We start from the raw sequence: 24,022 nt of genomic DNA, 5'->3' as shown, positions 1-24,022 counted from the left end.
TTTTCTCCTAAGTATCCTCCAGCATTTTTTACAGCCTGCCAACCGAAAGTTGGCAGGCTTTTTTTACGACAAGGCGGAACTTATTGTTGCCACGATTTCATATGAATGCAGACGTGCCTGATGCTCAAAAATATTCGAGGCGATCATCAGTTCATCGGCACCGGTGCGGGAAATGAAATCACGCATCTGCTGTGTGACCGTCGCTGGTGATCCTATCGCCGAACAGGCCAGAATCTGGTTCAACAATGCGCGCTCGCCTTCACCCAGTTGTTGCATGAAATTTTCTACTGGCGGTGGAATTTTCGCCGGTCTGCCGCTGCGTAAATTGACGAAAGCCTGCTGCGCCGAGCTTGCCAGCAAATGCGCCTGGTCATCGGTATCGGCAGCAAACACATTGAATCCCAGCATCACATACGGCTTTGCCAGATACGCCGACGGCCGGAACGTGGCACGATAAATTTCCACGGCCTGCATCATCTGCTGCGGCGCGAAATGCGAGGCAAACGCATACGGCAAGCCCATCGCTGCCGCGAGTTGCGCGCCATACAGGCTGGAGCCGAGTATCCACACCGGCACATGCAAACCAGCCCCCGGTACCGCCTTCACGGCAGAGTGCGGCTCATCAGAAAAGTAATCGAGCAATTCCGCCACATCTTGCGGAAATTCATCGGCATCTGAACTCAGGTTACGTCGCAAAGCCCGTGCAGTACGCTGATCGGAACCCGGCGCACGACCCAGGCCAAGATCAATGCGACCCGGAAACAGCGATTCCAGCGTACCGAACTGTTCGGCGATCACCAACGGCGAGTGATTCGGCAGCATGATGCCGCCAGCACCGACGCGGATAGTCCGCGTACCGCCAGCTACGTGGGCAATGAGGACAGCTGTGGCGGCACTGGCAATGCCAGGCATGCCGTGATGCTCTGCCAGCCAGAAACGGTGATAAGCCCAGCGTTCGGCATGCTGCGCCAGATCGAGCGAATTTTTAAAGGATTGCGCAGGTTCCGTCCCTTGTGCAATCGGGGAAAGATCAAGAATAGAAAGAAGAGCCATATCGTTTGCCTGTCATGCAAAGCTTGTGGCGGGCGATTCCCGGACTCAGACAAGCAATGCTGGGATGCCTATTATCAGCGAAGTCTGTTTTGCCTGCTGCGAACAGCCGGAACAGAGATGACAAAGAACAAATATGATGTAAAAGCCACAAGACAAAATAATAAATAAATATCATAATCAATTCGATTTTTGAGGCTTTTTGCGAATAAGGATGAGAAACACGAATAAGCCCTTATATTTCTTCCTCCAATAAGAGCCCTTGCCGCACATTGATTTTGTTAAAGGATGAATTGTGATCCGTTTAGCCAACGCTGACGATGCCGCTGCAATCTGCGCCATTTATAACCGCTATGTTCTGAACACGACCATCAGCTTCGAAGACACCACCGTGCGCGCACCAGCTATGGCAGAACGTATCGCTGCCGTATTTGCAGCGGGTTTGCCGTGGTACGTCTGCGAGGAAGATGACGTCATTCTGGGTTACGCTTACGCCAGCCCTTGGCGAACCCGCCATGCTTACCGGTTTTCGGTTGAAATATCCGCCTACATCAGCCCTGAACGCAAACAAAGCGGCATCGGCTCGCAACTGTATGTGCATCTGATCGACGATCTGCAACAACGTGGCATGCATTCAGTCATTGCGGGTATCTCCCTGCCGAATCCGGCCAGCGTGGCGCTGCATGAAAAATTTGGTATGACAAAGGTCGCCCACTTCAAGGAAGTAGGTTTTAAGTTTGGCCGCTGGATTGATGTTGGTTACTGGGAAAAGCAGCTGTGAATAAGGGCCAATCGGTCTGATGGCGATGCTGCACTCTGGTCAGTACTCTGTGTCCGTTCTCAGTCTTCTCATTTTTCACTGATTTCACTGATGATTCATTCGACAGAAAGCTCATTATGCGTTGCAATCCTCTGCCTTCACGTTTGCCTCTGCCCCGGTTACGCGCGCTCGTTCTGAGTCTGTGCCTCGCTGGTGTCGTTACGCCACTGGCATTGCTGCCAGATAGCGCCATCGCGGCCACCGACATCGACGCACCGGCGATACTGCTGGCGCGCAATTACCATGCGAAAGTGAATCCGGCGGCGTATCTGGTCAGTGAAAAACTCGATGGTGTGCGGGCGATCTGGGATGGTAAGCAATTGCGCTTTCGCAGTGGCCGCCTGATACAAGCACCCGCATGGTTCATTGCCGCCCTGCCGGCACATCCGCTGGACGGTGAATTATGGATGGGGCGACGCCGCTTTGAAGCCTTGTCTGCAGCAGTCCGGCGGCAGATGCCTGACGAGGCAGAATGGCGGCAAATCAGCTATCAAATTTATGAATTACCCGAAGGCAGCGGCAATTTCAGCGAGCGTCTGGTCACGCTCAGGCAGAGCATTGCGGGTAGCCAAGCGCCCTGGTTACAGGTATTGCCGCAGCAGCGCATCAGCGACCACGCCGAACTGCAGGCGCTGTTGAAAAAAATCGTCAGCGAGGGAGCGGAAGGCTTGATGCTGCATCAGGCGGATGCCGTCTGGCAGACCGGCCGCTCGGATGTGCTGCTGAAACTCAAATTACATCTGGATGCAGAAGCCGTGGTCATCGGCCATGAACCCGGGCACGGAAAATATCAGGGTTTGCTCGGTGCCTTGCTGGTGCAAACGCCGGAAGGTCAGCGCTTCCGGCTCGGCAGCGGCCTGAGCGACGCGCAACGGCAATCACCACCCGCCATCGGCAGCACGGTCACCTATCGTTATCGCGATCTGAACGCGAATGGCATACCAAAATTTGCGACCTTCCTGCGTGTCAGGGACAGTGAATAAACAGTCCGCGCAATAAAAAACTCAAACTCCTTGATAAATAAGGGTCGCAGCCGACTATTGGGCTGCGACCCTTATTCTATGCGGACATTCATTGTAAAAAACACGAATATCCGTAAAAATATTGGTCAAAATCAGTTGTAAGGTTGCGTTTCATGTAAAGAACAGGCTTGCACTTTCGCGCCGAAAAAATTCGCCTGTAACTGAAATGCCTGCAAAATTCTTTGCCTGCCAGCAGCATCGGCAGGCAAGGCAAACACCACTTTCAAAAACTGCTGCTCAGTGCCGCTGACGGTTTTACCAATATCCGCGACCAGTAAATCCTGTTCCAGTAAAGCCTGCGGCACGGGCGGCACGACTTCCTGCGTCGCGCGCATCGCGGCCAGCACTTCCGCTTCTGTCACCGTCAACGCGTCATCCGTGGTCTGAAATTTTTTGACGCCGCCGATATTCACGGCAACGCCACCTGTCACTTCAAATTCTGTCGGTGAAATCCGCTCGTAATGAAAGGCCTCCCAGCCCGGCACACCGCGCTTGCGCTGCGCGACTTGCGCCATCGCCGCTGCTGCGGTGCCACCGCCATTAATCATGCCGACCGGCAGCATCCCGGCGAGATTGTCAGGGATCGTATCTTTGCTGGTATCGCTCATGGTGCATGCTCACTGTATAGAATCAGCTTGCATTGTATGCTGCCTGTCGCGCAGTTGGAAAACAATACACCGTGAAATGGACGTATTTATCTGCATTTCTGTGCCGTTGGCAGAACATTGCTCAAAGAAGAAAATCCTGAGAAAGTCATGAAAAATGAATAGCCAGAACTCATTTCATCAATAGGGGTGAGATGCGTTTGTCTCATAACGTGGGCTGGCAAGGCGGACGAGGCAGTCAATAGCGGGTCTATTGACAACGAGTCCAACGCAGTCCGGCACGCGTTATGAGGCAAACCCTCCGGGAGCTGGCGATTCGAGCGCATTGCTACGTTGCGCCGCTTGCTAAGGCACCAGCCTTAGCTGCGCGACGACGCCTTGCACTGCATCCCGAATCGTCTTGCTCGCACTCATCCCTATTGATGAAATGAGTTCTACAACTCACCACGCATTGCGGGTAAAATTCAGCGGCAATTTTATTTTGGAAGCATCAGACATTGTCGTCTGCTGCAAAATCGTGATAATGCTGCGTCGCAGCTGAAACGAATTTCAACCGCAGTTCACATTTAAGGAAATTTTCATGTCGATCAAATCCCGTGTAGTTTTGGGTAGCGCTATTGCTCTGTTCGCGCTCAGCGCTTGTAATGATAAGGATAAAGCCGCTTCAGCGTCAGCCCCGGCTTCTGCCGCTGCGGAAAGCAAAGAAGCAGTCGCTGCGACTGTGAATGGCACGCCTATCAGCAAAAAACAATTGGATCAGATCATGCAGCAGCAAGCAGCGCAAGGCATGCCGGATAATCAAGAAACACGCAAAATGGTGATCGACCAACTGGCAATGCAAATTCTGGTCGCGCAGGAAGCAACGAACAAAGGTCTGGATAAAGTACCTGAAGTCAAAGAACAACTGGACATGGCGCGTTTGTCTATCCTCGCCAATTCCTACGTTAAAGACTACATGAAAACCGCGACCGTCAGCGATGAAGCGCTGAAAGCGGAATACGATAAATTCAAAACTACTGCCGGTGGCACAGAATTTAAAGCGCGCCATATTCTGGTCGCCAGCGAAGAAGAAGCCAAAGACATCATCGCCAAAATCAAGAAAGATGTGAAAGCATTCGACGGTCTGGCAAAAGCAAAATCACAAGACCCTGGTTCCAAAGGCAAAGGCGGCGATCTGGGCTGGTTTAATCCACGCAGCATGGTGCCGGAATTCGGTGAAGCGGTCGCAAAACTGGAAAAAGGGAAATTCACTGAAACACCAGTCAAATCGCAATTTGGTTACCACGTCATCATTCTCGACGACAGCCGCCCATTGGCAGTGCCTGCGCTGGACGATGTCAAAGCACCTCTGACTCAGCAATTGCAACAGCAAAATCTGAAAAAGACTTTTGATGATCTGAAAGCCAAAGCAAAAATTGAAATCACCGCTGTAGTGCCAGCCGCGCCAGCTTCCGCTGCGGCAGCCAGCCCAGCTGCAACACCAGCGCCGATTGCAGCGCCAGCAGAAGCAGCAAAAAAATAATTGCGACACTCTGGTCAGCGATAAAAAAACCGCCATTTTGGCGGTTTTTTTTATTCCTTTATATCGCAACAATGACAGTCTTATTTAGCTGACTTACGACGCGTGGTACCACTGTCTTTATCGAACTTGGATGGACGGCGTTCGCCTGGTTTAGCGGATTTAAAACCCGGTTTGCCATGCGCTTTTTCAGCAACGCGACGATCGCCGCCGCCACGTTTCGGGCCGGATGGAAAATCCGCCGCAATGCCGCCGCTTGATGAGCCAACTGCGCTGATCCGTATTTGTTTACCGGCAACCCAGACATCCTTGAGTTGCTGCAATAATTCCTTCGGCATCCCATCCGGCAGATCGAGTGTGCTGTGATCGTCGAAAATAGCAATGCGACCGATGTATTTCGCTTCCAGCCCCGCTTCGTTGGCAATCGCGCCGACGATATTCGCCGGCGTGACGGCATCCGCCTTGCCGACTTCGATACGATAAGTCTGCATAGGAATGCTGACTTTTTCCTTGTCTTTTTTCGATTTAGCCGGACGTGGTTCGTCGTCTTCTTTGCTAGTGAAAGCGCGATCGACCACCTGATTCAAACGGCTACCGGGTGCGCTGTCAACGATACGCGGTGCGCGCTCAGCACGCGGTTCGTCACGAGTTTCAGCACGTGCAGGGCGCGCGGCAGGTGCAGCGGCGGCACCCGTTTTTTCGGCGCTGATACGCAAAGACTGACCGGCCACCCGTACCGACTTCAGATGATCAAGCATGTCTGCTGGCAAATTATCAGGCAGATCGAGGATAGTGTAATCGTCGTAAATATCGATGCGGCCGATGAATTTCGATTCGATATTCGCTTCATTTGCAATCGCACCAACGATATTACCGGGCTTCACACCATGCTCATGGCCAACCGCGATGCGGTAGGTTTGCATGCCAGGTTCGGCAACGCGCGGGCTATGTTCGCGACGTGCACCACGGTCTTCGCGCTCAAATCTGTCGCCACGATCGCCGCGCTCGCCACGATCACCACGTTCACGTGAAGGACGCTCACCGCGATCGCTGCGGGCAGGGCGTTCATCGCGCCAGCTGTCATCGTTTTTAACTTCACGACGATTTTTATCGAGCAGCAATGGTTCATCGCCGCGCGCCATTTTTGCTAAGGCAGCTGCGATTTCGATGGCAGGAATATTGTGTTCCTGTTCATAAGCTTCGATCAACGATGTGAATTCTTGCAAGCCGTCCTGCGCCAATGTAGCAGTGATCTGATCTTTGAAGCGGGCAATACGGACATCGTTCACAGTCTGTATCGTCGGCAATTCCAATGGTGACACTGGCTGGCGGGTCGCACGTTCTATCGCTTTCAGCAGATTTTTCTCACGCGGTGTGATGAACAATATCGCTTCACCGCTGCGACCAGCGCGGCCAGTACGACCGATACGGTGCGTGTAGCTTTCCGGATCATACGGCACGTCGTAGTTGATCACGTGGCTGATACGTTCAACGTCCAGACCACGCGCGGCCACATCAGTCGCTACCAGAATATCGATCTTGCCGTCTTTCAGTTGCTGGATCGTGCGTTCACGTTGCTGCTGGTTGATATCGCCATTGATCGCGGCCACGGAAAAGCCTCTGGCATCAAGCTTGGCGGCGAGTTCTTCGGTACCGAGCTTGGTACGTGCAAAGATGATCATGCCGTCGAAAGTTTCTGCTTCCAGAATACGGGTCAGCGCATCCAGTTTATGCATGCCGGACACCAGCCAGTAACGTTGGCGGATATTGTCGGCGGTGCCGGTTTTAGCCGCAATCGTGACTTCGGCAGGCTTGTTCAGATATGTCTGGGCAATGCGTTTGATAGCCGATGGCATCGTTGCCGAAAATAAGGCAGTCTGACGATTTTCCGGTGTTTCCTGCAGAATGCGTTCGACGTCATCGATAAAGCCCATACGCAGCATTTCATCGGCTTCATCGAGCACCAGCGTTTTGAGCGCAGATAAATCGAGTGAACCTTTATCGAGGTGATCAATCACGCGACCAGGTGTACCGACAACCACGTGCACACCACGGCGCAGTGCCGACAATTGCGGGCCATAGCTTTGTCCGCCGTAAATCGGCAACACGTGAAAACCGGGAATATGCCGCGCATAGGTCTGGAATGCTTCGGCAACCTGTATCGCCAGTTCGCGGGTCGGTGCCAGCACCAGTGCTTGCGGCGTCGTCTGCCGAATGTCGATGCGCGACAAAATTGGCAAAGCAAATGAGGCCGTTTTACCGGTGCCGGTTTGCGCCTGACCGAGGACGTCGCGGTTATCCATCAGGTAAGGGATGGTCGCCGCCTGAATAGGTGACGGGGTTTCGTAGCCGACATCTTGCAAGGCGCGCAGCAAAGGCGCACTCAGTTGCAGATCGGAAAAAGAGATGGGGGAAGTAGATTCAGACATGCGATGCTCGCTTATTTCACTCATATCGCAGGATGCGACTAGATTTGGGGCGTAGTTTACCCTGTTGTCATCCACTCAGGGAGAAACCACGGGCAATTTTGCACATTTTTTAAGCAAAGCGAAGATAAAAAGCTAAGCACTGATGACAGGCATGCAATGCCTCTGTTCTTTTCGGCAATGTCAAACCAGTTAGTGAGCGGTCTGGCAATCTGTTTGCTGGTCTGACGGATCGCTTATTTCTCAGACAAACCGTATTTGCGCATCAACCTGTCTTGTGTGCCGTTCTCTTGCAAGCGATGCACTATCCGATTGATCTGCTCTATCTTCCACGGCGATTTCAGCGACAAAGCACATTGGGTATACACGACTGAAAATGGGGTTTTCGACACGCTGTACAAAGCATGCTTGTCGGGGAATTTTTTGAAATAACCGGCAATTTCAGACTCCGAGGTAATCAGTGCATCGGCACCACCGAGCGCGAGTAAACGAAACATACTCGGCACATCGGTCATGTCAACACGGGTCGTCCGGCCAGCAGCCAGATCCGGTGCAATCGCCGCGTAGTGATAACCGATCTGCGTCGCGATTTTTTTACCCTGTAAATCGTCAGGAAACTCATTTGGCACGACCGTTTCCTTGCGGACCACCACACGTTCTGTCTGCGGCAGATTTGGAATAGTCCATGCAAAATCGGTCGGCTGATCCACCCATTGCGGGCTGTGATAACAGACCAGATCAGCTTCACCGCTGAGGACAGCAGGCTCAATCCGGCGACGGGAATAAGGCAAATAAACCGGCTTGGCATCCAGCCCTCTGGCGATCGCATCGGTGTACTCTTTCAACAGGCCACCGACCAGTTGATGCTGTTTATCAAAAATGATCAGCGGATCACTCAGCGTCTCAAAACCCGCAATTTTGAGTTGATCCTGTGCCTGCACTTGCGACGCGACACTCAGAGTCACTGCCAAAAATGTCATCTGAAAAACACAACGGCCATGGTTTGCTGCCGCTGGTAGTACTTTTGTTGTTACGACTCGTGTCACTGCATCTGCTTTCTGTCTGTTCTGATCTCACGGTGTTTTTCCGTAGCCACGCAAGCCTTGCAAGCCACCGGTATGCACCGCCACCACCTTACTTTCCGGAGCGATTTGCCCGCTCAGCCACAACTGGCGCAGAGCAAACAACATTTTTCCGGTGTACACCGGCTCCAGCAATATCCCGGTATCTTCGAAAAAATTCTCGCAAAACGCGCTGAGCTCCGCGCTTACTTTAGCGTATCCACCGTGATGGAAGGTAGTTAACAATTGATAATTCTGATGTGTGGGGTAGCCCGCCGCCGTCAATAAGCGGGCAACTTCGGCATGCAGATAATCCGCATTTTTGAATGCCGCCACCCCGATCACCCTGCCCTGTCCACGCAATCCGGCCAGCACGCCCGCCATCGTTGCGCCTGTGCCGCAAGCCATTACCATCAGATCCGGCGTAAATTCCAACTCGCTGACGAGCTCGGCAACACCATGTAATGCGGTCGCCGCACTGCCGCCTTCGGGCAGCCAGACATGCTGCGCGCTGCTATCTGGCAGATGCTGGCGCCACGCCTCAGTATCATCCCGCAAAGCGCGATACGCCTCGCGCGAAACAAAGCGAATTTGCATTCCCAGCGCGCGGCAATCGTCCAACATCGCACTGTTCATGCCTTCCGCAGCGCGCACCAGCGCCGTTGCCGGAAACCCGGCGATTGCCGCAGCATGTGCCAGCGCATGCAAATGATTCGACCATAAACCGCCCATGCTGACCAGATGCACCTGTTGACCCGCCAGTGCCTGCAAAGGATATTTCAGCTTACGGAATTTATTGCCCGATACCTGCGGATGCAGCAGATCGTCGCGCTTGAGCCACAAATTCATGTGCGGAAATAAGCTGCTGCGTATTGGTTGGCAAGGAGAAAAAGGAGCAGAAAACACAATATTGTTTTTATTGCCTGATGGTAAAGTATTATATTGTCAGGACTGACGTAAAATGATTTCAGCCAGATGTGGTGATGAAGGCATACGCGTAGTAAAACGCCAGCCCCAAGCCCTATTGTATCGCCCGTTGCCAGCATCCGGGATGACTTATGTCACGGCGATCATCGGCGCACTGGCCGCACTGAATTATTCAATGAAGTTGGAGAGTACATGCCTGCAGACGGAGATCAGCCACTGGTGAATGCCAGACAACAGCTGACACAGTTAATCAAACAAATTAAAGAAAACGGCAAGCAAGACAATCTGCTGCCGACTCTGCAAACCGTATTGACTCAGCTAGAAAGTCTGACCAAGCACGACCAACTGACTGGCGCGCTCAACCGTCGTACTTTGCTGAGCATGCTCGACAGTGAATTAGCGCGCTCATATCGTACCGGCCACACTTTTTCATTTGCCGTTATCAGCGTCGATCATCTCGAAAAAATTCTGGAGCAACACGGACAGGCCGTTGCCCGTCAGGTATTGCAAATGGTCGCCAAAGAAGCACTGGACATGCTGCGCACGCTTGATTCTTTCGGTCGCGTTGCCGCCAATGAATTTGCGATTGTGATGCCAACCACCTGGCTGGATCAAAGCCTGAAAGCCATCGCCCGCCTCAAAAAACGCGTCGCGGCCTGCGACTGGAATGCCGTCGCCCCCGGCTTGCAGGTGACGTTTTCAACCGGCCTGACAACCAACGCCATCAAAGACACCGCAGAAATCATGCTGGCGCGCGCCACCTCGGCCTTGCAGACCGCAAAAGCCAAAGGCAGCGACAGCATCGCGGAAGCCGAATTACCGCTGCCGGAATATCTGCCGGAAGAGGACGAGTGAGGAGAATGCAAATCCTTTATTCAAGAACGGTAAGAATAATTTTCTCTATTGTCCCCACTAAATCATCACCATTCTGAAGCTAACCACTTGCGAAGTGCATCATGTTCATTGCGACTAACAATGGCCATGCTGTAGCCTTGTTCCGTTGGCGTGCACATCCAAGCAACACACTTGTTGGGTGTTTGAACAACGATTTGAGGTCTCAAAGAACGGGTCATGTACTCCATACCCGCATCGGTAACTCGAAGCGTTGCGATTCCGTGAGTCTCGGCAAAGGTCAACGCTCCAGATTGAAAATCAACTGTGGAAAAGATCATACCTTTATGTGCCTTAGTATCTCGAAGCTTTGACTCAAGCACCATAACCACATCGCGTTTGATTGGATTTTTATGATGTTTGCATTCGACAAGAATAACAAGATCGGCTCCCTCAAAGAGCCTCAAACGAACAAGCACATCTATCTCATATTGCCCACCAGCGCCTTCAATTTTTTCCAGTCGTGTGATCTTGAATTCAGATAGATTAGCTCCCGTGCTTAAGAGCCAATCACGGACATGATCTTCAAAGGCTTGTGGGCTCAGTTCAAAAAGTGATTTCATGCACCGTAGCACTTGGAAAAATCGTGCTGCACTCTGCCACAAATTGGGAACCTATTGAAAAGCTTGTCCGACAGCAGCGCTTTTTTGGTTCATTACCAGTCATCACTAATTCCTTTTTCTCTTTTTTCCAATGCGGCTCGAAATGCTTTTAGTGCCTCTTGCCCCTCTGGATCAAGAATGGTGTCGTCAAGACTACATACTTTTTCAAGAATTGATCCAACTTCTAGAAAATTTTCAATACTTTCAAGTTTGATATATGTCGTTATCTTAGCTACGTAATCACCACTTGAATGTGAAGATGATTTACCTGCAAATCTTTTTAATAATTCTATGCAACCTTCAGCACTTTCAGCCTGGCACTTCAACCAGTTGATAACTTTTTTTTCATCACCCCAACGCTTCCACCGGTATAGAAAAGAAACTAGGTGTTCATGAGTAAGCAGTTCATCGGGAGAACCAACAGCCATTTGGTCTAATTTTTTTACAAACTCGGCTTTAAGCTGATCGAATTCTCTATCGAGCAAAACTTGATCAACATCTAATTTTTCTCGGCGGTTTTCATCGGCTTGCAATATCTGTTCAACAATAGATATCCCGCGAGAAGCTTTAAAACATTCGAGCAACAGCTTTCCTCTTTCTTCCATATCATCAATACGCCGAAGAAACCAGACAGTAAGCCTTACCGCGTGCGTATTAGAGCTAAACATCGTAAACCCTATCGACTTATGGTCGATTTGGTCTCCAATATCTAGTAGCCCTTTAATATAAGCATTGCCATTTTCCAATGGAATAATTTCTGTAAATGCTTCAAACTGTGATAACGCATTTTTGAGAATGCCGCGTTCTTTCAGAGATAAAATAAATGAACAAAATTCTTCCGCATCAGATGTCAGGCTTAGCATTTCCTGTAGATCTGAATTTGAGAGCTCACCACTTGGAATAGAAAATTGAAAATACTTGTCGAAATTAGAAGCATGGCAAACCCGCATCTCCCTTAACCATGTGTTAGCAGAACTTCCAGAATATTGCACTCCTCCTAGTGCCCATTGAATTGTTGGAAATAGTTGTTCAACCATTTCTTTTACAAACTCCCTTTTATTAGGGCTGGCTTTATCCAAGAAACCTTCGATCAAAGTAATTGTAGATCCCTTATTTTCACCATATCTATCTGAGCTATTTTTAGTTAATATTTCTTTTGAGCGAGCGATTTCCCTATAAACATTTGGCTCAAACACTCTTAAACATTCAATTGCAATTAAATCGACAGGATTGACTTCAAACGCTTTTTTCCCCTTAAGGAGGGCAAAGTGAAATGATAGGGTTGAGGTATATCTATAAACGTTTCTCAAATTATCAAAGTACGCATGCAGGGATCCATGAAAAATATTCCCCCAACGACTAGAGTCGAACATCTTTGCAGCTGATTTATCTTGTTCTATGATTTTGTCTAGTTTTTCGAACAACAAGCTGTGAAGCCGTGTGATTTCTATTTGGGGGATATCAAAAGGCACTTGGATTATTTTTTCTAAGTAGTCCCGTCCTCGCTGCATGCCATCGTTCATCTTGTCTTCTACAATATCGCGCTGAAATAGAAGAAGAAACACCACATTCGGAAATTCCAAGTTTGCTTTTACAAGCTGAAAAACCATTCTCAATTGAGATGAAGTTAACCTGTCCAGATCGTCCATTACTACGATTAAGGGATTATTTCGTCTTTTCAGTAAGCTGTTCAGCTCCTGCCTTATATCACTCAAACTCTGCGCTCTCTCCTTCGAGGTCTCGTCAATATTTCCACTCAATTTACTGACGAGATCTTTACCCCACTTCAACGTTGCAGCCCAAACTCCAAGAACAAAAAGTATCGAGGAGCAAACATTTTTAACCCAAGCTTCGTCTGAAAAATTTCCACCCAGTCCAACCACGGTTGCAAGCACGAATAGCGTAGGAAGGGCTCCAGAAAGGCCTGACAATACCGATTCACCTGTATTAAGGTAACGACCATATTTTTTAAGGGTTTCCGCCAGCTTCTTTCCTGATTTACTTTTGTCTTTACGGCCAATTGATTTTGATATTTCCTGAAAAAAGGAAGCGGTTATTTTTTCTTGCGCAGCCCATTCCCAAGGAGAAAACTCGATCACATCAGGCTTATTTTCTTGAATTTCCTCCAAGCGAGAAAGCGCCATATTCTTAATTGATGACTTCCCTGATCCCCAGTCACCGTGCAAGGCGACTACCAAGCTATCGTTTCCATGCCAACTTGCCATCGCATCAGCCAAGTCAGTTGAGAAGTCTGCCCGACCTAATAAATCATTTTCTATTTTTGTAATTGGCCTATCAGAGGCAAATTCATGTAAATCATTTTGTCCCATTTACAATCTCAAGTGGAATCTAGCAAAATTAGCCATCAAATTGACGAGCGAAAAGGCAAAATGAAACATCACACTTCTCCACAAGTCGTCTCAAAAATCACTTACCAATTGGCTTCCCAGAGACCGGCTGTCTTTTACGCAGCATGAAAATTTTCATGGAAAGTACCACGGTGATGGTCTTGCATTCTACCTAGCTTCCTCATCATGTCAATAATGCAATTTAGCACAAACATGATTGCGATCATCCGTAGGTAATATCAAGTCCCTGCAAATCAACTAATTGAGCATTTCCCTCACGGTTCGCGGAACTTCTCACAAATATCGCGTACTAAACCTGTACCAGCTGTGTGGTGTTTCCAACGCAGTTGCACTTATCTTGTTCATGCCTCAGCCCATTCAGGATCATCCATGAAACGCTCTCCCCTGCTGGCCAGTTTGCTGGCCGCTTTTGTATTGACCGGCGCGGCATTGCCGGTGTCTGCCGCGCAGCAATCCGTCGTCAGTCTGAACAACCGCGCCGATGCGATGAGGCAGCATGCCGACTATATTCGCGAGCATTACAGCAAATTTGAATACCGGATTCCGGTGCGCGACGGTAAAGCCTTGTTCACGTCGGTGTATGTGCCTAACGATGCGAGTGTGAAAAAAACCTATCCGATTTTGCTGGTGCGCACGCCGTATTCTGTCGCTCCGTATGGCGCAGATAATTACAAAACTGCTCTGGGGCCAACCGCCGAGTACGACAAAGAGGGTTTCATTTTTGTGTTTCAGGATGTGCGCGGCACGAATATGTCGGAGGGTGAATTCGTCAATATGCGACCGCATCTGGATGTGAAAAAGACGTCGGCAGATATTGATGAAAGCAGCGACACCTATGACAGCATAGACTGGCTGGTAAAGCATGTGCCGCACAATAACGGCAAGGTCGGTCAGTGGGGCATTTCGTATCCGGGCTTTTACACTTCAGCTGGCGCGATTGATTCCCATCCGGCACTGAAGGCGATTTCACCGCAGGCACCGATTGCGGATTGGTTCCGTGGCGACGATATGCACAGAAACGGCGCGTTCAATCTGCAGATGGCCTTCGGCTTCTTTAACAGCTTTGGTCAGCCGCGCCCGCAACCAACCGATAAGCGCAACTGGAAAGAATTTAATTACGGTACGCCTGACGGTTATCAGTTTTTTCTGGAACTCGGTTCGGTTGCGAATGCAAACGACAAATATTTTAAAAACGGCATTCCGTTCTGGAATGAGATCGTCGCCCATCCGGATTACGATCAGTTCTGGCAAAGCCGCAATCTGCTGCCACATCTGAAAAATATTAAAGCAGCCGTGCTGACGGTTGGTGGCTGGTATGACACCGAAGATTTATACGGCCCACTGCAAACCTATCGCGCAATAGAAAAGCAAAATCCGGGCATACAAAATACGCTGGTGATCGGCCCGTGGACACACGGCGGCTGGACGCGTAGTGATGGAGATAAAGTTGGCGACGCGAATTTCGGTTTCAAGACGGTGCGCAATTATCAGCCAGTCGAGTTCGCGTTCTTCAAACATCATCTGAAAGGCGGCGAGAATCCTGCGTTGCCGGAAGCTTGGATGTTTGAAACCGGTGCGAATCGCTGGCGTGGTTTCGATGCCTGGCCGCCGAAAGAAAGCAAAGAACAGGCTTTGTATTTCCATGCAAACGGCAAACTGAGTTTCACAGCGCCAGCAGCAAACGAGAGCGGCTTTGATGAATACATCAGCGATCCGGCCAGGCCAGTGCCGTATACAACCGAGATTCTGAACGGCTGGAGCAAACAATATGTCGCTGCCGATCAGCGTTTTGCCAGCCGCCGCCCGGATGTGCTGACCTGGCAAACCGAGGTGCTGGATAAAGATGTGACGCTGGCGGGGCCACTGAACGCCGATCTATTTGTCAGCGTCACTGGCACCGATGCTGATTTTGTAGTCAAGCTGATCGACGTGTCGCCAGCCGATGCGAAAGACGGGCCAATCAATCGCGGCAATCAGCAAACGCTGGTACGCGGCGAACCCTTCCGCGCGCGCTTCCGCGATGGCTTTGAAACGCCGAAAGCCTTCACACCCAATGCCGTGACGAAGGTGGCATTCAATATCAACGATGTGCTGCATACGTTTCAGCGCGGTCACCGCATCATGGTGCAGGTGCAGTCGAGCTGGTTCCCGTTTATTGACCGTAATCCGCAGACCTTTGTGCCGAATATTTACGCGGCAAAAGACAGCGATTTTGTTAAGGCCACGCATCGCGTTTATCACAGCAGCAATCAGGCGAGTGCGCTGCGGGTGAAAGTCTTGCCAGCACTCGGCGAGTGATACAGGCAGCGACACTGAGCGAAATCTTCAGCAATACGCGTAGCAATAGTAGCAATAAAAAAAGCCCGGAAATTCCGGGCTTTTTTGCATTTTTTGGGGAGTATATGGCAAAAAACGCTTATTGTCCTTATAAACAAAGGGCTTTAAAACATACTCCCCCCCAGTATATTTTCGTTCTTTTTGCGGCGTTTTCAGGCATTTTTGGGTGCAAACACCACCAGCCAGGTCGCCAGCACCACGCCTGCGCAGCCGATCAATGTGCTCAAGGTGATCGCTTCGTGCAAAAATAAATGTCCCCACAACAAGGCGAACAAGGGAATCAGAAACGTCACCGTCAGCGCTTTGGTTGGCCCCACATCGGTCATCAGGCGGAAGTAAATCAGATAGGCGACTGCGCTGCATAACAACGCCAGCGCCGCGCCGAGCAGCAGAATCTGGCTGGTGATTTCACCTTGCACCGGTGCCAGCGGCAGAAACGGCAGCAACACGAGGGCGGCTCCGACTTGCGAGCCAGTCGCCATCTGCATGGAATTCATCGCGCCGGATACTTTTTTGGAATAGATGCCTGCCAGCGCATAACAGATCGTCGCGCCGACGCAAGCCAGCACACCGAGCAGCAAATCACTGGTGAATGCGACCGGCCCCAGACGCACAAGAAAACCGACGCCGACCACGCCACACAACATACCCAGCATTTTGCGGCCGGTGAAACGTTCACTCAGAAAAATCGCGCCCATCACAGCGCCCCATAAGGGGCTGGTGGCATTCACAATCGCAGAATAACCGGCAGGCATACGCATCGCGGCAAACGAATACAAGGCAAAAGGCAGCGCCGAATTCACCAGACCCAGCAACAGATATTGTCGCCAGTGACGCCGGATATCGACCGGTTTTTGCGTCGCCAGCATCAGCAAAGTTAATGCAAGCCCCGCCAATCCGACGCGGATTTCTGCGGTCCATAATGCACCCAGGACAGGTGCCAGCACCCGCATGAACAGAAACGAAGCGCCCCAGATCGCAGCCAGCGATAAAAGGCGAAGAAGATCAACACTGCGCATGCGGTTTTCCGTATCGATGAAAAACACCCAGCTTAACAAATTAGCGTGATCGCCGCTGGCTATTTCCGGTCATCACATGCCGACGCGGTGCCAGCTTTCATCGTCGAACCGGCATTTAATCGGTGTCTACATCGGCTTAAAGCGCCACGCATAGGCCTGACTGACTTTGAGTTTTTCCGGGCTGCCGTGCAGCTCCACCAGATAGCGCCCCATGTCGTCGCGCTGCGCGCGCGCAATCGCATCGGCTCGCACCACCGTGCCGCGATGGATCTGCCAAAAGATATCGGGATCAAGCCCTTCCATCAATTCTTTCAGCGGCTTGCGCACATGCGCTTCGTCATGCCCGCACACCACGCGGGTATATTTTTCATCGGAACTGAAAAACAGGATTTTTTCTATCGGGAACATCTTGATCGTATCGCCGACGCTGGCACTGATCCAGCGTATGCGCTCGGCCGCATTGCCACGGATGCGTTTGTCGAGTTCCGACATCAGCTGGCTCAGATCGGGTGCCGCCTGTTTGCTGGCAAGACGCGCTTTCAGACGCGCAATTGCTTCCGCCAAACGCGCCTGCGCCACTGGCTTCAACAGATAATCGATCGCGCCGGCGGCAAACGCATCGAGCGCATGGTTATCGTAAGCAGTGGTGAACACCGCATGACAACGCCCTTTGACCGCATTTGCGACATCCAGCCCCGACATGCCGGGCATGCGGATATCCAGAAACGCGATGTCGGGCTGGTGGGTGTAAATCGCATCGAGCGCATCAGCGCCATGCTCGCACTCGGCGATAATCTGCAGTTCCGGCCACAACTCATTGAGCATGCGGCGCAATTCTTTACGTGGTAAATCTTCATCTTCAGCGATGATGGCGGTGATCATGCAGCCTCCGTCTGTTTTTCTAAAGGAATCGTGATGATGGCAGCAACGCCGCCCTCGGGACGGGCTTTCAACAGCAGGCTGGCGCGTTCGCCGTACATCGCAGCCAGCCGCTGATGGATATTCGCCAGGCCAATGCCAGAGCCACTGTTGTGACCGCCAAAACCGACGCCATCATCTTCAACGCGCATTTCCAGCATGCGCGGCTCTGGAGTTTCTTGCGTTTCTTGCATTTCTTGTGTTTCGATGACACGCACTGTCACGGCGATGTGCGCCGCGCCAACCTTGGGTTCTATGCCGTGTTTGATTGCGTTCTCGACTAAAGAAATCAGCATCAACGGCGGCACTGCGGCGTCAGCAATCTGTGACTCGACACTGAAACTCAGGCGCGGAATGCGGGCCTGCATCAGGCTCAGATACGCATGCACGGCGTCAAGTTGTTTGCTTAAACGTGACTGCACCGAGCCGCCGTCGTCGCGCATCTGCGGTATGGTCGCCCGCAGATAATCGACCAGATGATCGACGATCGCGACCGCCCGTGCTGGCTCAGTGCTGATCGCCGAACGCACACCGGCCAGCGTGTTGAACAGAAAATGCGGTTCCACCTGCGCAGCCAATACCGACAAGCGTAATTCGGTTTCTCTTTGCATCGCCTGCGCCTGTTCTGATGCGCGCTTACTCTGTGCGACTTTCAACATATTGCGCTGGCGTGAAAACAGCCAGAGATCGTAACCACCGCTGAGGTAAATACAGACGGAAGACAATACCAAACCGATATAAAAGCCTTTCCAGAAATCCGAGCCTGCAATATCAGGCGGGCGTGGTGCGCGGTTTTGTTTACCATCCTGAAAGCCCTGCTCAAATCCGGCTTTGAATTCAGATAACCAGTTTCCGGCAGGCGTGGCCGCGGTTGTTTTTGCGGAATCAGGCGAACCAGAATAATGCAATTTCAGCGCGGTCAGCATCGGTGCCTCGTAATGCAATAATTGCTGTGTCGCCTGCCTCGCTGCAAAAAATAGCAATAGACTGCACAATAATCCGGCACATAAGACCGTGATCAGACAACGCCATTCTTTTTTTTCCGCATAGCCGCGTTGTCGCACCCAGACCGCCAGCGCAGCACCACCAAGATGCATCGCGGTACCGGCAAGAGACAGCGGTATCCAGACGACAAAGAAGGTGCGCCAGTCCGCGCCGCGTGCAGCATCGATCAGAAAAATCAACAGCAGCGAGGGAATCAACGTACCCATCCAGGCACGTGCTCGATAGCGATACCAGGTGCGTGAAAACACCGGATAATTGCGCGCCCGGGTCAGCCAGGATTCGCTTCTGGCTGAAACTTCCGGTGGCAATATTTCTTCATTTACCGATGGCGGCAAATCGATTGCAGATGTGGCTGACATGATCTTCCCTTTCAACGACAGATACAGTCTACGCGGAGCTCATGAGATTGCGCGGGTATGCGACGAATACGGATCAGGGCGGATAAAACAGGTGTCGTGCCGGATGAAACGATTAACGCGGATTCAGGCCGATTCAGCACCACCGTTGCTGGCGGCTTCTGCATTCGCACGCTGTTGTTTGGCAATACGGACGATGGTGTTGCGGATGGAAGTCAGAACCGCGACGGAATTGAAAGGTTTCACGATAAAGCCATGCACACCGCGCTGCTGCGCATCCTGAATCAATCCGGCGTTAATTCCGGAAGACACCAGAAACAGCAGCGACTTCGGCAGTTCAGTGCGTAGCTGGGTGATGATGGCCCATCCAGCTTCATTTGTTTCGCCAAGATCGATGCAAACAATTTGCGGTCTGAGCCGGATCACGCGTGCAAGGCTGGCTGGTGCGAGGTTCGCGTCAGCAATCACTTCATGGCCGCCGTTATTGAGTACGGAAGTCAGTAAATTGCGGGCAATCGCATTCGCATCCAGAATAACGGCTTTGAGCATAGAAAACCTGACAAGATAAAAGCAATTTGCATCTTAATGCAAAACTTTAATGTAAAACCTTAAGTAAGGGGAAAAAGGCGGAAAAAGCCACATCCGGCGATGCGGGTGCCGTGCAATCCACGCATCATCAGGCACCCTCCTTCGCAGATATTCAGTCCTTCTCTCCGGCTTCGCCTTTCGCATTTTTTACATAGGTTTCCAGCCAGCGATCCTGTTCCCACAACATGTGCAGCACAGATTCGCGCGCACGATAGCTATGGCTTTCATTCGGCAACATCACCAGACGCGTCACCGCGCCCAGACCTTGCAAAGCCTGATACATGCGTTCACTTTGGATAGGGAAAGTGCCGGGGTTGTTGTCTTGTTCACCGTGAATAAAGAGTATCGGGTCTTTGATCTGGTTGGCGAAATTAAACGGCGACATTTCCTGATACGTCTTGCGCGCCTGCCAGAAATTGCGCTCTTCTGACTGAAAACCAAACGGCGTCAGGGTGCGGTTGTAGGCACCGGAACGGGCAATACCGGCGCGGAACAAACGCGTGTGCGTCAGCAGATTCGCCGTCATGAACGCGCCATAGCTGTGACCACCGATCGCGATGCGGTTGCGGTCGGCAACACCGAGTCGCACAACTTCATCGATCGCGGCTTCGGCACTCATTTTCAACTGTTCAAGGTAAGTGTCGTTCGGCTCTTTCTTGCCTTCACCGATAATCGGCATGGTAGGGCCATCCAGTACGGTGTAACCACGCGCCAGCATGACTTGCGGACCGTTATAGGAAATCCGGTTGAATTTATACGGCGAACCGTTCACCTGACCTGCCGCTTCGGCCGTTTTAAATTCACGCGGATACGCCCACATAATCATGGGGCGCGGGCCATCGCGTTTCGGGTCGTAGCCTGGCGGTAAATACAGGGTCGCGGTCAGATCGACACCATCCTCACGTTCATAGCGCAGTTGCTGTTTTTTAACTCCTTTGAATTGTGGCAAAGGATGCGGAAACTGGGTCAGCGCCCTTGCGGCCTCATTGTGTGCCAGATCGCGGACAAAATAATTAGGGCGTTCCTCGTTCGATTCGCGGCTGGTGACGATACTGGTACCTTTATCGTTCAACAAACCAAGCACTTCTTCGTAATACGGCGCCTGCGAGCGGAACATGCGCACCGCTTGCTTACTGGTCAGATCAAACCGATCCAGAAACGGGCGATCACCATCCGGGCTGGCACCATTACCGGTCATGAAAATCGACTTGCCATCCGGAGCCACGCGCAGCACCGCGCGGCCGTACTGATTTTGCGTCATCACTGGCTGTCCCGGGTGGGCATACTGGTCTTCTGATTTACGGGCAAACAACAGTTCGGGTTTGCTGTCGGCGACGCCGGGACGAATACGCCAGATGCGGGTATCACGGGTTTTCCACCAGCTTTCTGTCACCAGCGCCAGCCCGTCGTTGCCCCATTGAACATTATTGAAGCGCCACGCCAGATCCATCAATTTTTGTGGCGGCGCATCAAACGGTGCTGCCTGTTGCATCAAAACATCATGTACTTTGACGGGCGCTTCAGGATCGCCACCGGCCTGTGCTTCTAACCAATACAAAGTGGCGGGTTTATCGTTGCGCCAGGCAAAGTCACGCGGCCCGGCCTGTACCGCGTCATTCCCGGTGGGCAAGCGCTCACGCATAGGACGTTCTGCGATGGTTTTCACTTTCTTGCCATTCTCATCCCACAATTCAATCAGTTGCGGAAAACGATCCACGGGTAGCATTGTTGAATAAGGGCGGCGTAATTGTGTGGTCAGAATCAGATTACCATCGGGCGAAGCCTGCGCTTTGGTCAGTGTCATGACCGGGCCGATGCGACGCACATCACCGCTGAGGTTAACAAATGCCAGTTGCGTCTGTAACTGCCAATCCAGCATATCGGCATCTGCCGCTGTTTTCAGCATGTCCGGATAAGTGCGGTTTTGCGTCAGCTTGCCGCCTTTGCTTTCCAGCGCATTTGGCCCCAGCGGCTTTTGCGTCAGGTTCGGTGCAGGTTTCGGACGTGCGGGCAACAAGCGCACCAGCAATTGCTCAGAACCATTGCTCCAGGCGAATCCGGCGCTGGCGACGGCGTTTAACTTTTCGTCCATCAGTCTTTGCGCATGGGCTTTCTTCACGTCCAGCAACCACAGTTCCACGCCATCATCGCTCCAACGACTGAAGGCCAGCCATTTTTCATCCGGCGACCACAGTGTTTCAGCAATCCGCGGCTTCGCTGGCAAACCACTGACTTCGCGGATTTTTCCGCTTGCCACGTCCAGCAAGCTCAGGCTGTTACCAAAATCAAAATGACTGGCAGCATGAGTACGTGGATTAATACGCAAACCGGCTAGTTTGAGCTCTGGCTGCGCGACTTCGGCGATACTCGGCAAACCCGGCAAGCTGACCAGCAATGCAGTTTTACGCTGCGGTCCGAGTTTAAACACCGGCCCACGCGGTGCATCGACGATTGCCTGCAATTCTGCTGGCGGCAAACGATAACTGCCTTCTGCGGTAGCGGCAGGAGGCACTGCGCTTGAGGTGGCAAGTGCCGGGACGTGGATGCCGGACAACAGTGTCACCGCGCCTGCGATGATCACCGTGGAAGGAAGTCGGGAAGAAAAAAACATCATTCGTATATTCACTATGTTAAAAAGCCGCACCAAAACGAGCAGCATCGCCTGCATTTTTATCAGAAATGCGCATCAGGATCGCACAAAATGGCGTTCTGGCAAACCCGCCATTCTCAGAACCACGTCCCGGATGTCTCTCTGATGGTGTCGCAAAGGCTTATCCACACTCATTCGCCTACGGTGGCACAACATTTGCTGCAACGCACAATATGTCTTTCTATATGAGTTTTTCATCGTGGTAAGCTACGCGCCGAATTGATTCAATTCAAATCATTCTTGCCTCAGGCTTGAAAATTTATTTGCTGGCGAATCATCATCCAATTAAACCAACAACGGAGAGCAATTTGAACAAAATTCAAAATCCAGGGGTGAACACTATCCTGGGACACCCCGATAGCTTATTTGTTTTGTTTTTCACAGAAATGTGGGAACGATTTTCTTATTATGGCATGCGCGCATTGCTGGTCTTGTTTCTGGTCACAGAAACGGCCAAAGGCGGCTGGGGCTGGACCCGCGCAGACGCCACCAATCTGTACGGCTGGTACACCGGTCTCGTATATCTGACACCGATACTCGGCGGCTATATCGCGGATAAATTCCTCGGCAGCCGTCGCTCGGTTGTTCTGGGTGGTTTCATCATCGCTGCCGGTCATGCATCACTGCTGTTTGACACACCAACGATGTTCTACGTCGGTCTGTCACTGGTCGTTGCCGGTACAGGTTTGTTTAAACCGAATATTTCGGCAATCGTCGGTCAGCTTTACACCAAAGATAATGAAAGTGGTCGTGACGGTGGCTATACCCTGTTTTACATGGGTGTGAATGCCGGTGCGTTTTTCGGTATTTCACTGTGCGGCTATATTGGTGAAAAAATTTCCTGGCCACTCGGCTTTGGTCTGGCTGGCGCCTTCATGATCCTCGGTGCGATTCAGTTTTACTTCGGTCAGGGTATTTTCGGTGAGATAGGTTTGCCAAAAGCGCAGCGATCTGCGACCGTCGCACCGGTAGAAGAGGCTGCACCACATATCGTCGCTGATCGCCTGAAAGCAATTTGCGTATTTTCTTTCTTCACGATTTTCTTCTGGTTCGCCTTTGAGCAAGCTGGCGGTTCAATGACAATTTTTGCCGCAGACTACACCGACCGCACACTGGTTGGTACCAGCGGCTTTGCGTTCAAAATCATTAATTCCCTGATGACAGTCATACCAACGGCGATCTTGTCGTGGTTGCTGATCAAACTGTTTATCGGTACCGCAAAGCGCTATTTGTTGTCGAATCTGTTGCTGGTCTTGTGTATTGGTCTGATCTGGGCGCTCGTGATCTGGATGCTCGGTCGTGAATTCTCTATGGAAAACTCCAGCGTACCTGCCACTTGGTTCAATGTTCTGAACTCTTTTTTCCTGGTGATTCTGGCACCGATGTTTACCAAAATGTGGGATAAATACTGGAACCCCAGCGGCCCGATCAAATTTGGCACTGGTCTGATTTTGCTGGGTCTGGGTTTCGCGGCCTTGTCTTATGGCGCATCCAGCATTCCTGCCGGCGCGAAAACCGCTTCCGTCAGCATGATTTTCCTGATCGCCGCTTACTTTTTCCACACGATGGGCGAGTTGTGTATTTCACCGGTCGGCTTGTCGTACATCAGTAAGCTCGCGCCGCCACGACTGCTGGGTCTGATGTTTGGCGTCTGGTTCCTGAACACGGCGATTGCGAACAAAATTGCCGGCTCTACTGGCAGCTATATCGACCGTATCTCAGAAACCTATTCCTTATCCACGTTCTTCCTGATCTTCACTATTATTCCTATCGGTGCAGGTCTAGTGCTGATGACGCTGAATAAATGGATGGAAAAGAAAATGCACGGTATTCACTAATCAAGAGTATCCGACCCAA

Annotated in this window: 18 protein-coding genes; 6 read left to right on the top strand and 12 right to left on the bottom strand. The window is 51.4% G+C overall.

Going from position 1 to position 24,022, the window contains the following annotated elements; genetic code table 11:
- Nucleotides 1-63: 63 nt before the first annotated feature.
- On the bottom strand, nucleotides 64-1,053 hold the full coding sequence (locus H8K26_RS00970; protein WP_190476689.1) for an LLM class flavin-dependent oxidoreductase: 990 nt from the start codon (nucleotides 1,051-1,053) through the stop codon (nucleotides 64-66).
- A gap of 292 nt (nucleotides 1,054-1,345) precedes the next feature.
- On the opposite strand from H8K26_RS00970, the gene H8K26_RS00965 reads away from it, so the two are divergent.
- Together H8K26_RS00965 and H8K26_RS00960 are read left to right on the top strand one after the other, a co-directional pair.
- On the top strand, nucleotides 1,346-1,831 hold the full coding sequence (locus H8K26_RS00965) for an arsinothricin resistance N-acetyltransferase ArsN1 family B (protein WP_190476688.1): 486 nt from the start codon (nucleotides 1,346-1,348) through the stop codon (nucleotides 1,829-1,831).
- A gap of 116 nt (nucleotides 1,832-1,947) precedes the next feature.
- Nucleotides 1,948-2,853, top strand: coding sequence for a DNA ligase (locus H8K26_RS00960; protein ID WP_190476686.1), 906 nt, complete (start codon nucleotides 1,948-1,950; stop codon nucleotides 2,851-2,853).
- A 131-nt stretch (nucleotides 2,854-2,984) separates the two neighbouring features.
- On the opposite strand, the gene H8K26_RS00955 is transcribed toward H8K26_RS00960, so the two are convergent.
- Nucleotides 2,985-3,500: a hypothetical protein gene (locus tag H8K26_RS00955; RefSeq protein WP_190476684.1), complete on the bottom strand. Its 516-nt coding sequence runs from the start codon at nucleotides 3,498-3,500 to the stop codon at nucleotides 2,985-2,987.
- A gap of 577 nt (nucleotides 3,501-4,077) precedes the next feature.
- Between H8K26_RS00955 and H8K26_RS00950 the strand changes: the two genes are divergently transcribed.
- Nucleotides 4,078-5,019, top strand: coding sequence for a peptidylprolyl isomerase (locus H8K26_RS00950; protein WP_190476682.1), 942 nt, complete (start codon nucleotides 4,078-4,080; stop codon nucleotides 5,017-5,019).
- Nucleotides 5,020-5,099: 80 nt separating this feature from the next.
- On the opposite strand, the gene H8K26_RS00945 is transcribed toward H8K26_RS00950, so the two are convergent.
- The 3 genes from H8K26_RS00945 to H8K26_RS00935 all read right to left on the bottom strand — a co-directional run bounded on the left by H8K26_RS00945 (nucleotide 5,100) and on the right by H8K26_RS00935 (nucleotide 9,352).
- Nucleotides 5,100-7,445, bottom strand: coding sequence for a DEAD/DEAH box helicase (locus H8K26_RS00945; protein ID WP_190476680.1), 2,346 nt, complete (start codon nucleotides 7,443-7,445; stop codon nucleotides 5,100-5,102).
- A 233-nt stretch (nucleotides 7,446-7,678) separates the two neighbouring features.
- Entirely contained in the window at nucleotides 7,679-8,488 is an 810-nt protein-coding gene (locus tag H8K26_RS00940; RefSeq protein ID WP_190476678.1) for a substrate-binding periplasmic protein, read from the bottom strand.
- A gap of 27 nt (nucleotides 8,489-8,515) precedes the next feature.
- Complete coding sequence (locus H8K26_RS00935; protein ID WP_190476675.1) at nucleotides 8,516-9,352, bottom strand: 1-aminocyclopropane-1-carboxylate deaminase/D-cysteine desulfhydrase; 837 nt, start codon at nucleotides 9,350-9,352, stop codon at nucleotides 8,516-8,518.
- 270 nt (nucleotides 9,353-9,622) lie between these two features.
- On the opposite strand from H8K26_RS00935, the gene H8K26_RS00930 reads away from it, so the two are divergent.
- Nucleotides 9,623-10,285, top strand: a complete 663-nt coding sequence (locus tag H8K26_RS00930) for a GGDEF domain-containing protein (RefSeq protein WP_190476673.1) — start codon at nucleotides 9,623-9,625, stop codon at nucleotides 10,283-10,285.
- Nucleotides 10,286-10,350: 65 nt separating this feature from the next.
- Here H8K26_RS00930 and H8K26_RS00925 read toward each other — a convergent pair whose 3' ends face one another.
- On the bottom strand, nucleotides 10,351-10,884 hold the full coding sequence (locus tag H8K26_RS00925; RefSeq protein WP_190476671.1) for a restriction endonuclease: 534 nt from the start codon (nucleotides 10,882-10,884) through the stop codon (nucleotides 10,351-10,353).
- Nucleotides 10,885-10,976: 92 nt separating this feature from the next.
- Entirely contained in the window at nucleotides 10,977-13,253 is a 2,277-nt protein-coding gene (locus H8K26_RS00920; protein ID WP_190476669.1) for a KAP family P-loop NTPase fold protein, read from the bottom strand.
- A 408-nt stretch (nucleotides 13,254-13,661) separates the two neighbouring features.
- Between H8K26_RS00920 and H8K26_RS00915 the strand changes: the two genes are divergently transcribed.
- Nucleotides 13,662-15,590 carry a CocE/NonD family hydrolase gene (locus tag H8K26_RS00915; protein ID WP_190476668.1) on the top strand — a complete coding sequence of 643 codons (1,929 nt, stop codon included), beginning with the start codon at nucleotides 13,662-13,664 and terminating at the stop codon, nucleotides 15,588-15,590.
- Between the two features lie 191 nt (nucleotides 15,591-15,781).
- On the opposite strand, the gene H8K26_RS00910 is transcribed toward H8K26_RS00915, so the two are convergent.
- The 5 genes from H8K26_RS00910 to H8K26_RS00890 all read right to left on the bottom strand — a co-directional run bounded on the left by H8K26_RS00910 (nucleotide 15,782) and on the right by H8K26_RS00890 (nucleotide 22,129).
- Nucleotides 15,782-16,648, bottom strand: a complete 867-nt coding sequence (locus tag H8K26_RS00910) for a DMT family transporter (protein ID WP_190476667.1) — start codon at nucleotides 16,646-16,648, stop codon at nucleotides 15,782-15,784.
- Between the two features lie 126 nt (nucleotides 16,649-16,774).
- Entirely contained in the window at nucleotides 16,775-17,530 is a 756-nt protein-coding gene (locus H8K26_RS00905; protein ID WP_190476664.1) for a LytR/AlgR family response regulator transcription factor, read from the bottom strand.
- Nucleotides 17,527-18,930: a sensor histidine kinase gene (locus H8K26_RS00900; RefSeq protein ID WP_190476662.1), complete on the bottom strand. Its 1,404-nt coding sequence runs from the start codon at nucleotides 18,928-18,930 to the stop codon at nucleotides 17,527-17,529. Before H8K26_RS00900 ends, H8K26_RS00905 begins: the two co-directional genes overlap by 4 nt.
- A gap of 123 nt (nucleotides 18,931-19,053) precedes the next feature.
- A complete protein-coding gene (locus H8K26_RS00895) occupies nucleotides 19,054-19,476 on the bottom strand; it encodes an ANTAR domain-containing response regulator (RefSeq protein WP_186884031.1) in 423 nt (140 codons plus the stop codon).
- Nucleotides 19,477-19,627: 151 nt separating this feature from the next.
- Nucleotides 19,628-22,129, bottom strand: coding sequence for an alpha/beta hydrolase family protein (locus H8K26_RS00890; RefSeq protein WP_223826775.1), 2,502 nt, complete (start codon nucleotides 22,127-22,129; stop codon nucleotides 19,628-19,630).
- A 344-nt stretch (nucleotides 22,130-22,473) separates the two neighbouring features.
- Between H8K26_RS00890 and H8K26_RS00885 the strand changes: the two genes are divergently transcribed.
- Nucleotides 22,474-24,003 (top strand): peptide MFS transporter, encoded by a 1,530-nt coding sequence (locus H8K26_RS00885; RefSeq protein WP_222610781.1) that lies wholly within the window; start codon nucleotides 22,474-22,476, stop codon nucleotides 24,001-24,003.
- Nucleotides 24,004-24,022: the final 19 nt, after the last annotated feature.

Source organism: Cognatundibacterium aquatile (assembly GCF_014699135.1).
Taxonomy (GTDB): domain Bacteria; phylum Pseudomonadota; class Gammaproteobacteria; order Burkholderiales; family Burkholderiaceae_D; genus Undibacterium; species Undibacterium aquatile.
This window is presented reverse-complemented; position numbering and strand designations above follow the sequence as displayed.

Bases quoted from the DNA above. Each gene is read 5' to 3' on its own strand.
- H8K26_RS00970 (WP_190476689.1), bottom strand. From the start codon at position 1,053: ATGGCTCTTCTTTCTATTCTTGATCTTTCCCCGATTGCACAAGGGACG.
- H8K26_RS00960 (WP_190476686.1), top strand. From the start codon at position 1,948: ATGCGTTGCAATCCTCTGCCTTCACGTTTGCCTCTGCCCCGGTTACGC.
- H8K26_RS00955 (WP_190476684.1), bottom strand. From the start codon at position 3,500: ATGAGCGATACCAGCAAAGATACGATCCCTGACAATCTCGCCGGGATG.
- H8K26_RS00950 (WP_190476682.1), top strand. From the start codon at position 4,078: ATGTCGATCAAATCCCGTGTAGTTTTGGGTAGCGCTATTGCTCTGTTC.
- H8K26_RS00945 (WP_190476680.1), bottom strand. From the start codon at position 7,445: ATGTCTGAATCTACTTCCCCCATCTCTTTTTCCGATCTGCAACTGAGT.
- H8K26_RS00935 (WP_190476675.1), bottom strand. From the start codon at position 9,352: ATGAATTTGTGGCTCAAGCGCGACGATCTGCTGCATCCGCAGGTATCG.
- H8K26_RS00930 (WP_190476673.1), top strand. From the start codon at position 9,623: ATGCCTGCAGACGGAGATCAGCCACTGGTGAATGCCAGACAACAGCTG.
- H8K26_RS00925 (WP_190476671.1), bottom strand. From the start codon at position 10,884: ATGAAATCACTTTTTGAACTGAGCCCACAAGCCTTTGAAGATCATGTC.
- H8K26_RS00920 (WP_190476669.1), bottom strand. From the start codon at position 13,253: ATGGGACAAAATGATTTACATGAATTTGCCTCTGATAGGCCAATTACA.
- H8K26_RS00915 (WP_190476668.1), top strand. From the start codon at position 13,662: ATGAAACGCTCTCCCCTGCTGGCCAGTTTGCTGGCCGCTTTTGTATTG.
- H8K26_RS00910 (WP_190476667.1), bottom strand. From the start codon at position 16,648: ATGCGCAGTGTTGATCTTCTTCGCCTTTTATCGCTGGCTGCGATCTGG.
- H8K26_RS00905 (WP_190476664.1), bottom strand. From the start codon at position 17,530: ATGATCACCGCCATCATCGCTGAAGATGAAGATTTACCACGTAAAGAA.
- H8K26_RS00900 (WP_190476662.1), bottom strand. From the start codon at position 18,930: ATGTCAGCCACATCTGCAATCGATTTGCCGCCATCGGTAAATGAAGAA.
- H8K26_RS00895 (WP_186884031.1), bottom strand. From the start codon at position 19,476: ATGCTCAAAGCCGTTATTCTGGATGCGAATGCGATTGCCCGCAATTTA.
- H8K26_RS00890 (WP_223826775.1), bottom strand. From the start codon at position 22,129: ATGATGTTTTTTTCTTCCCGACTTCCTTCCACGGTGATCATCGCAGGC.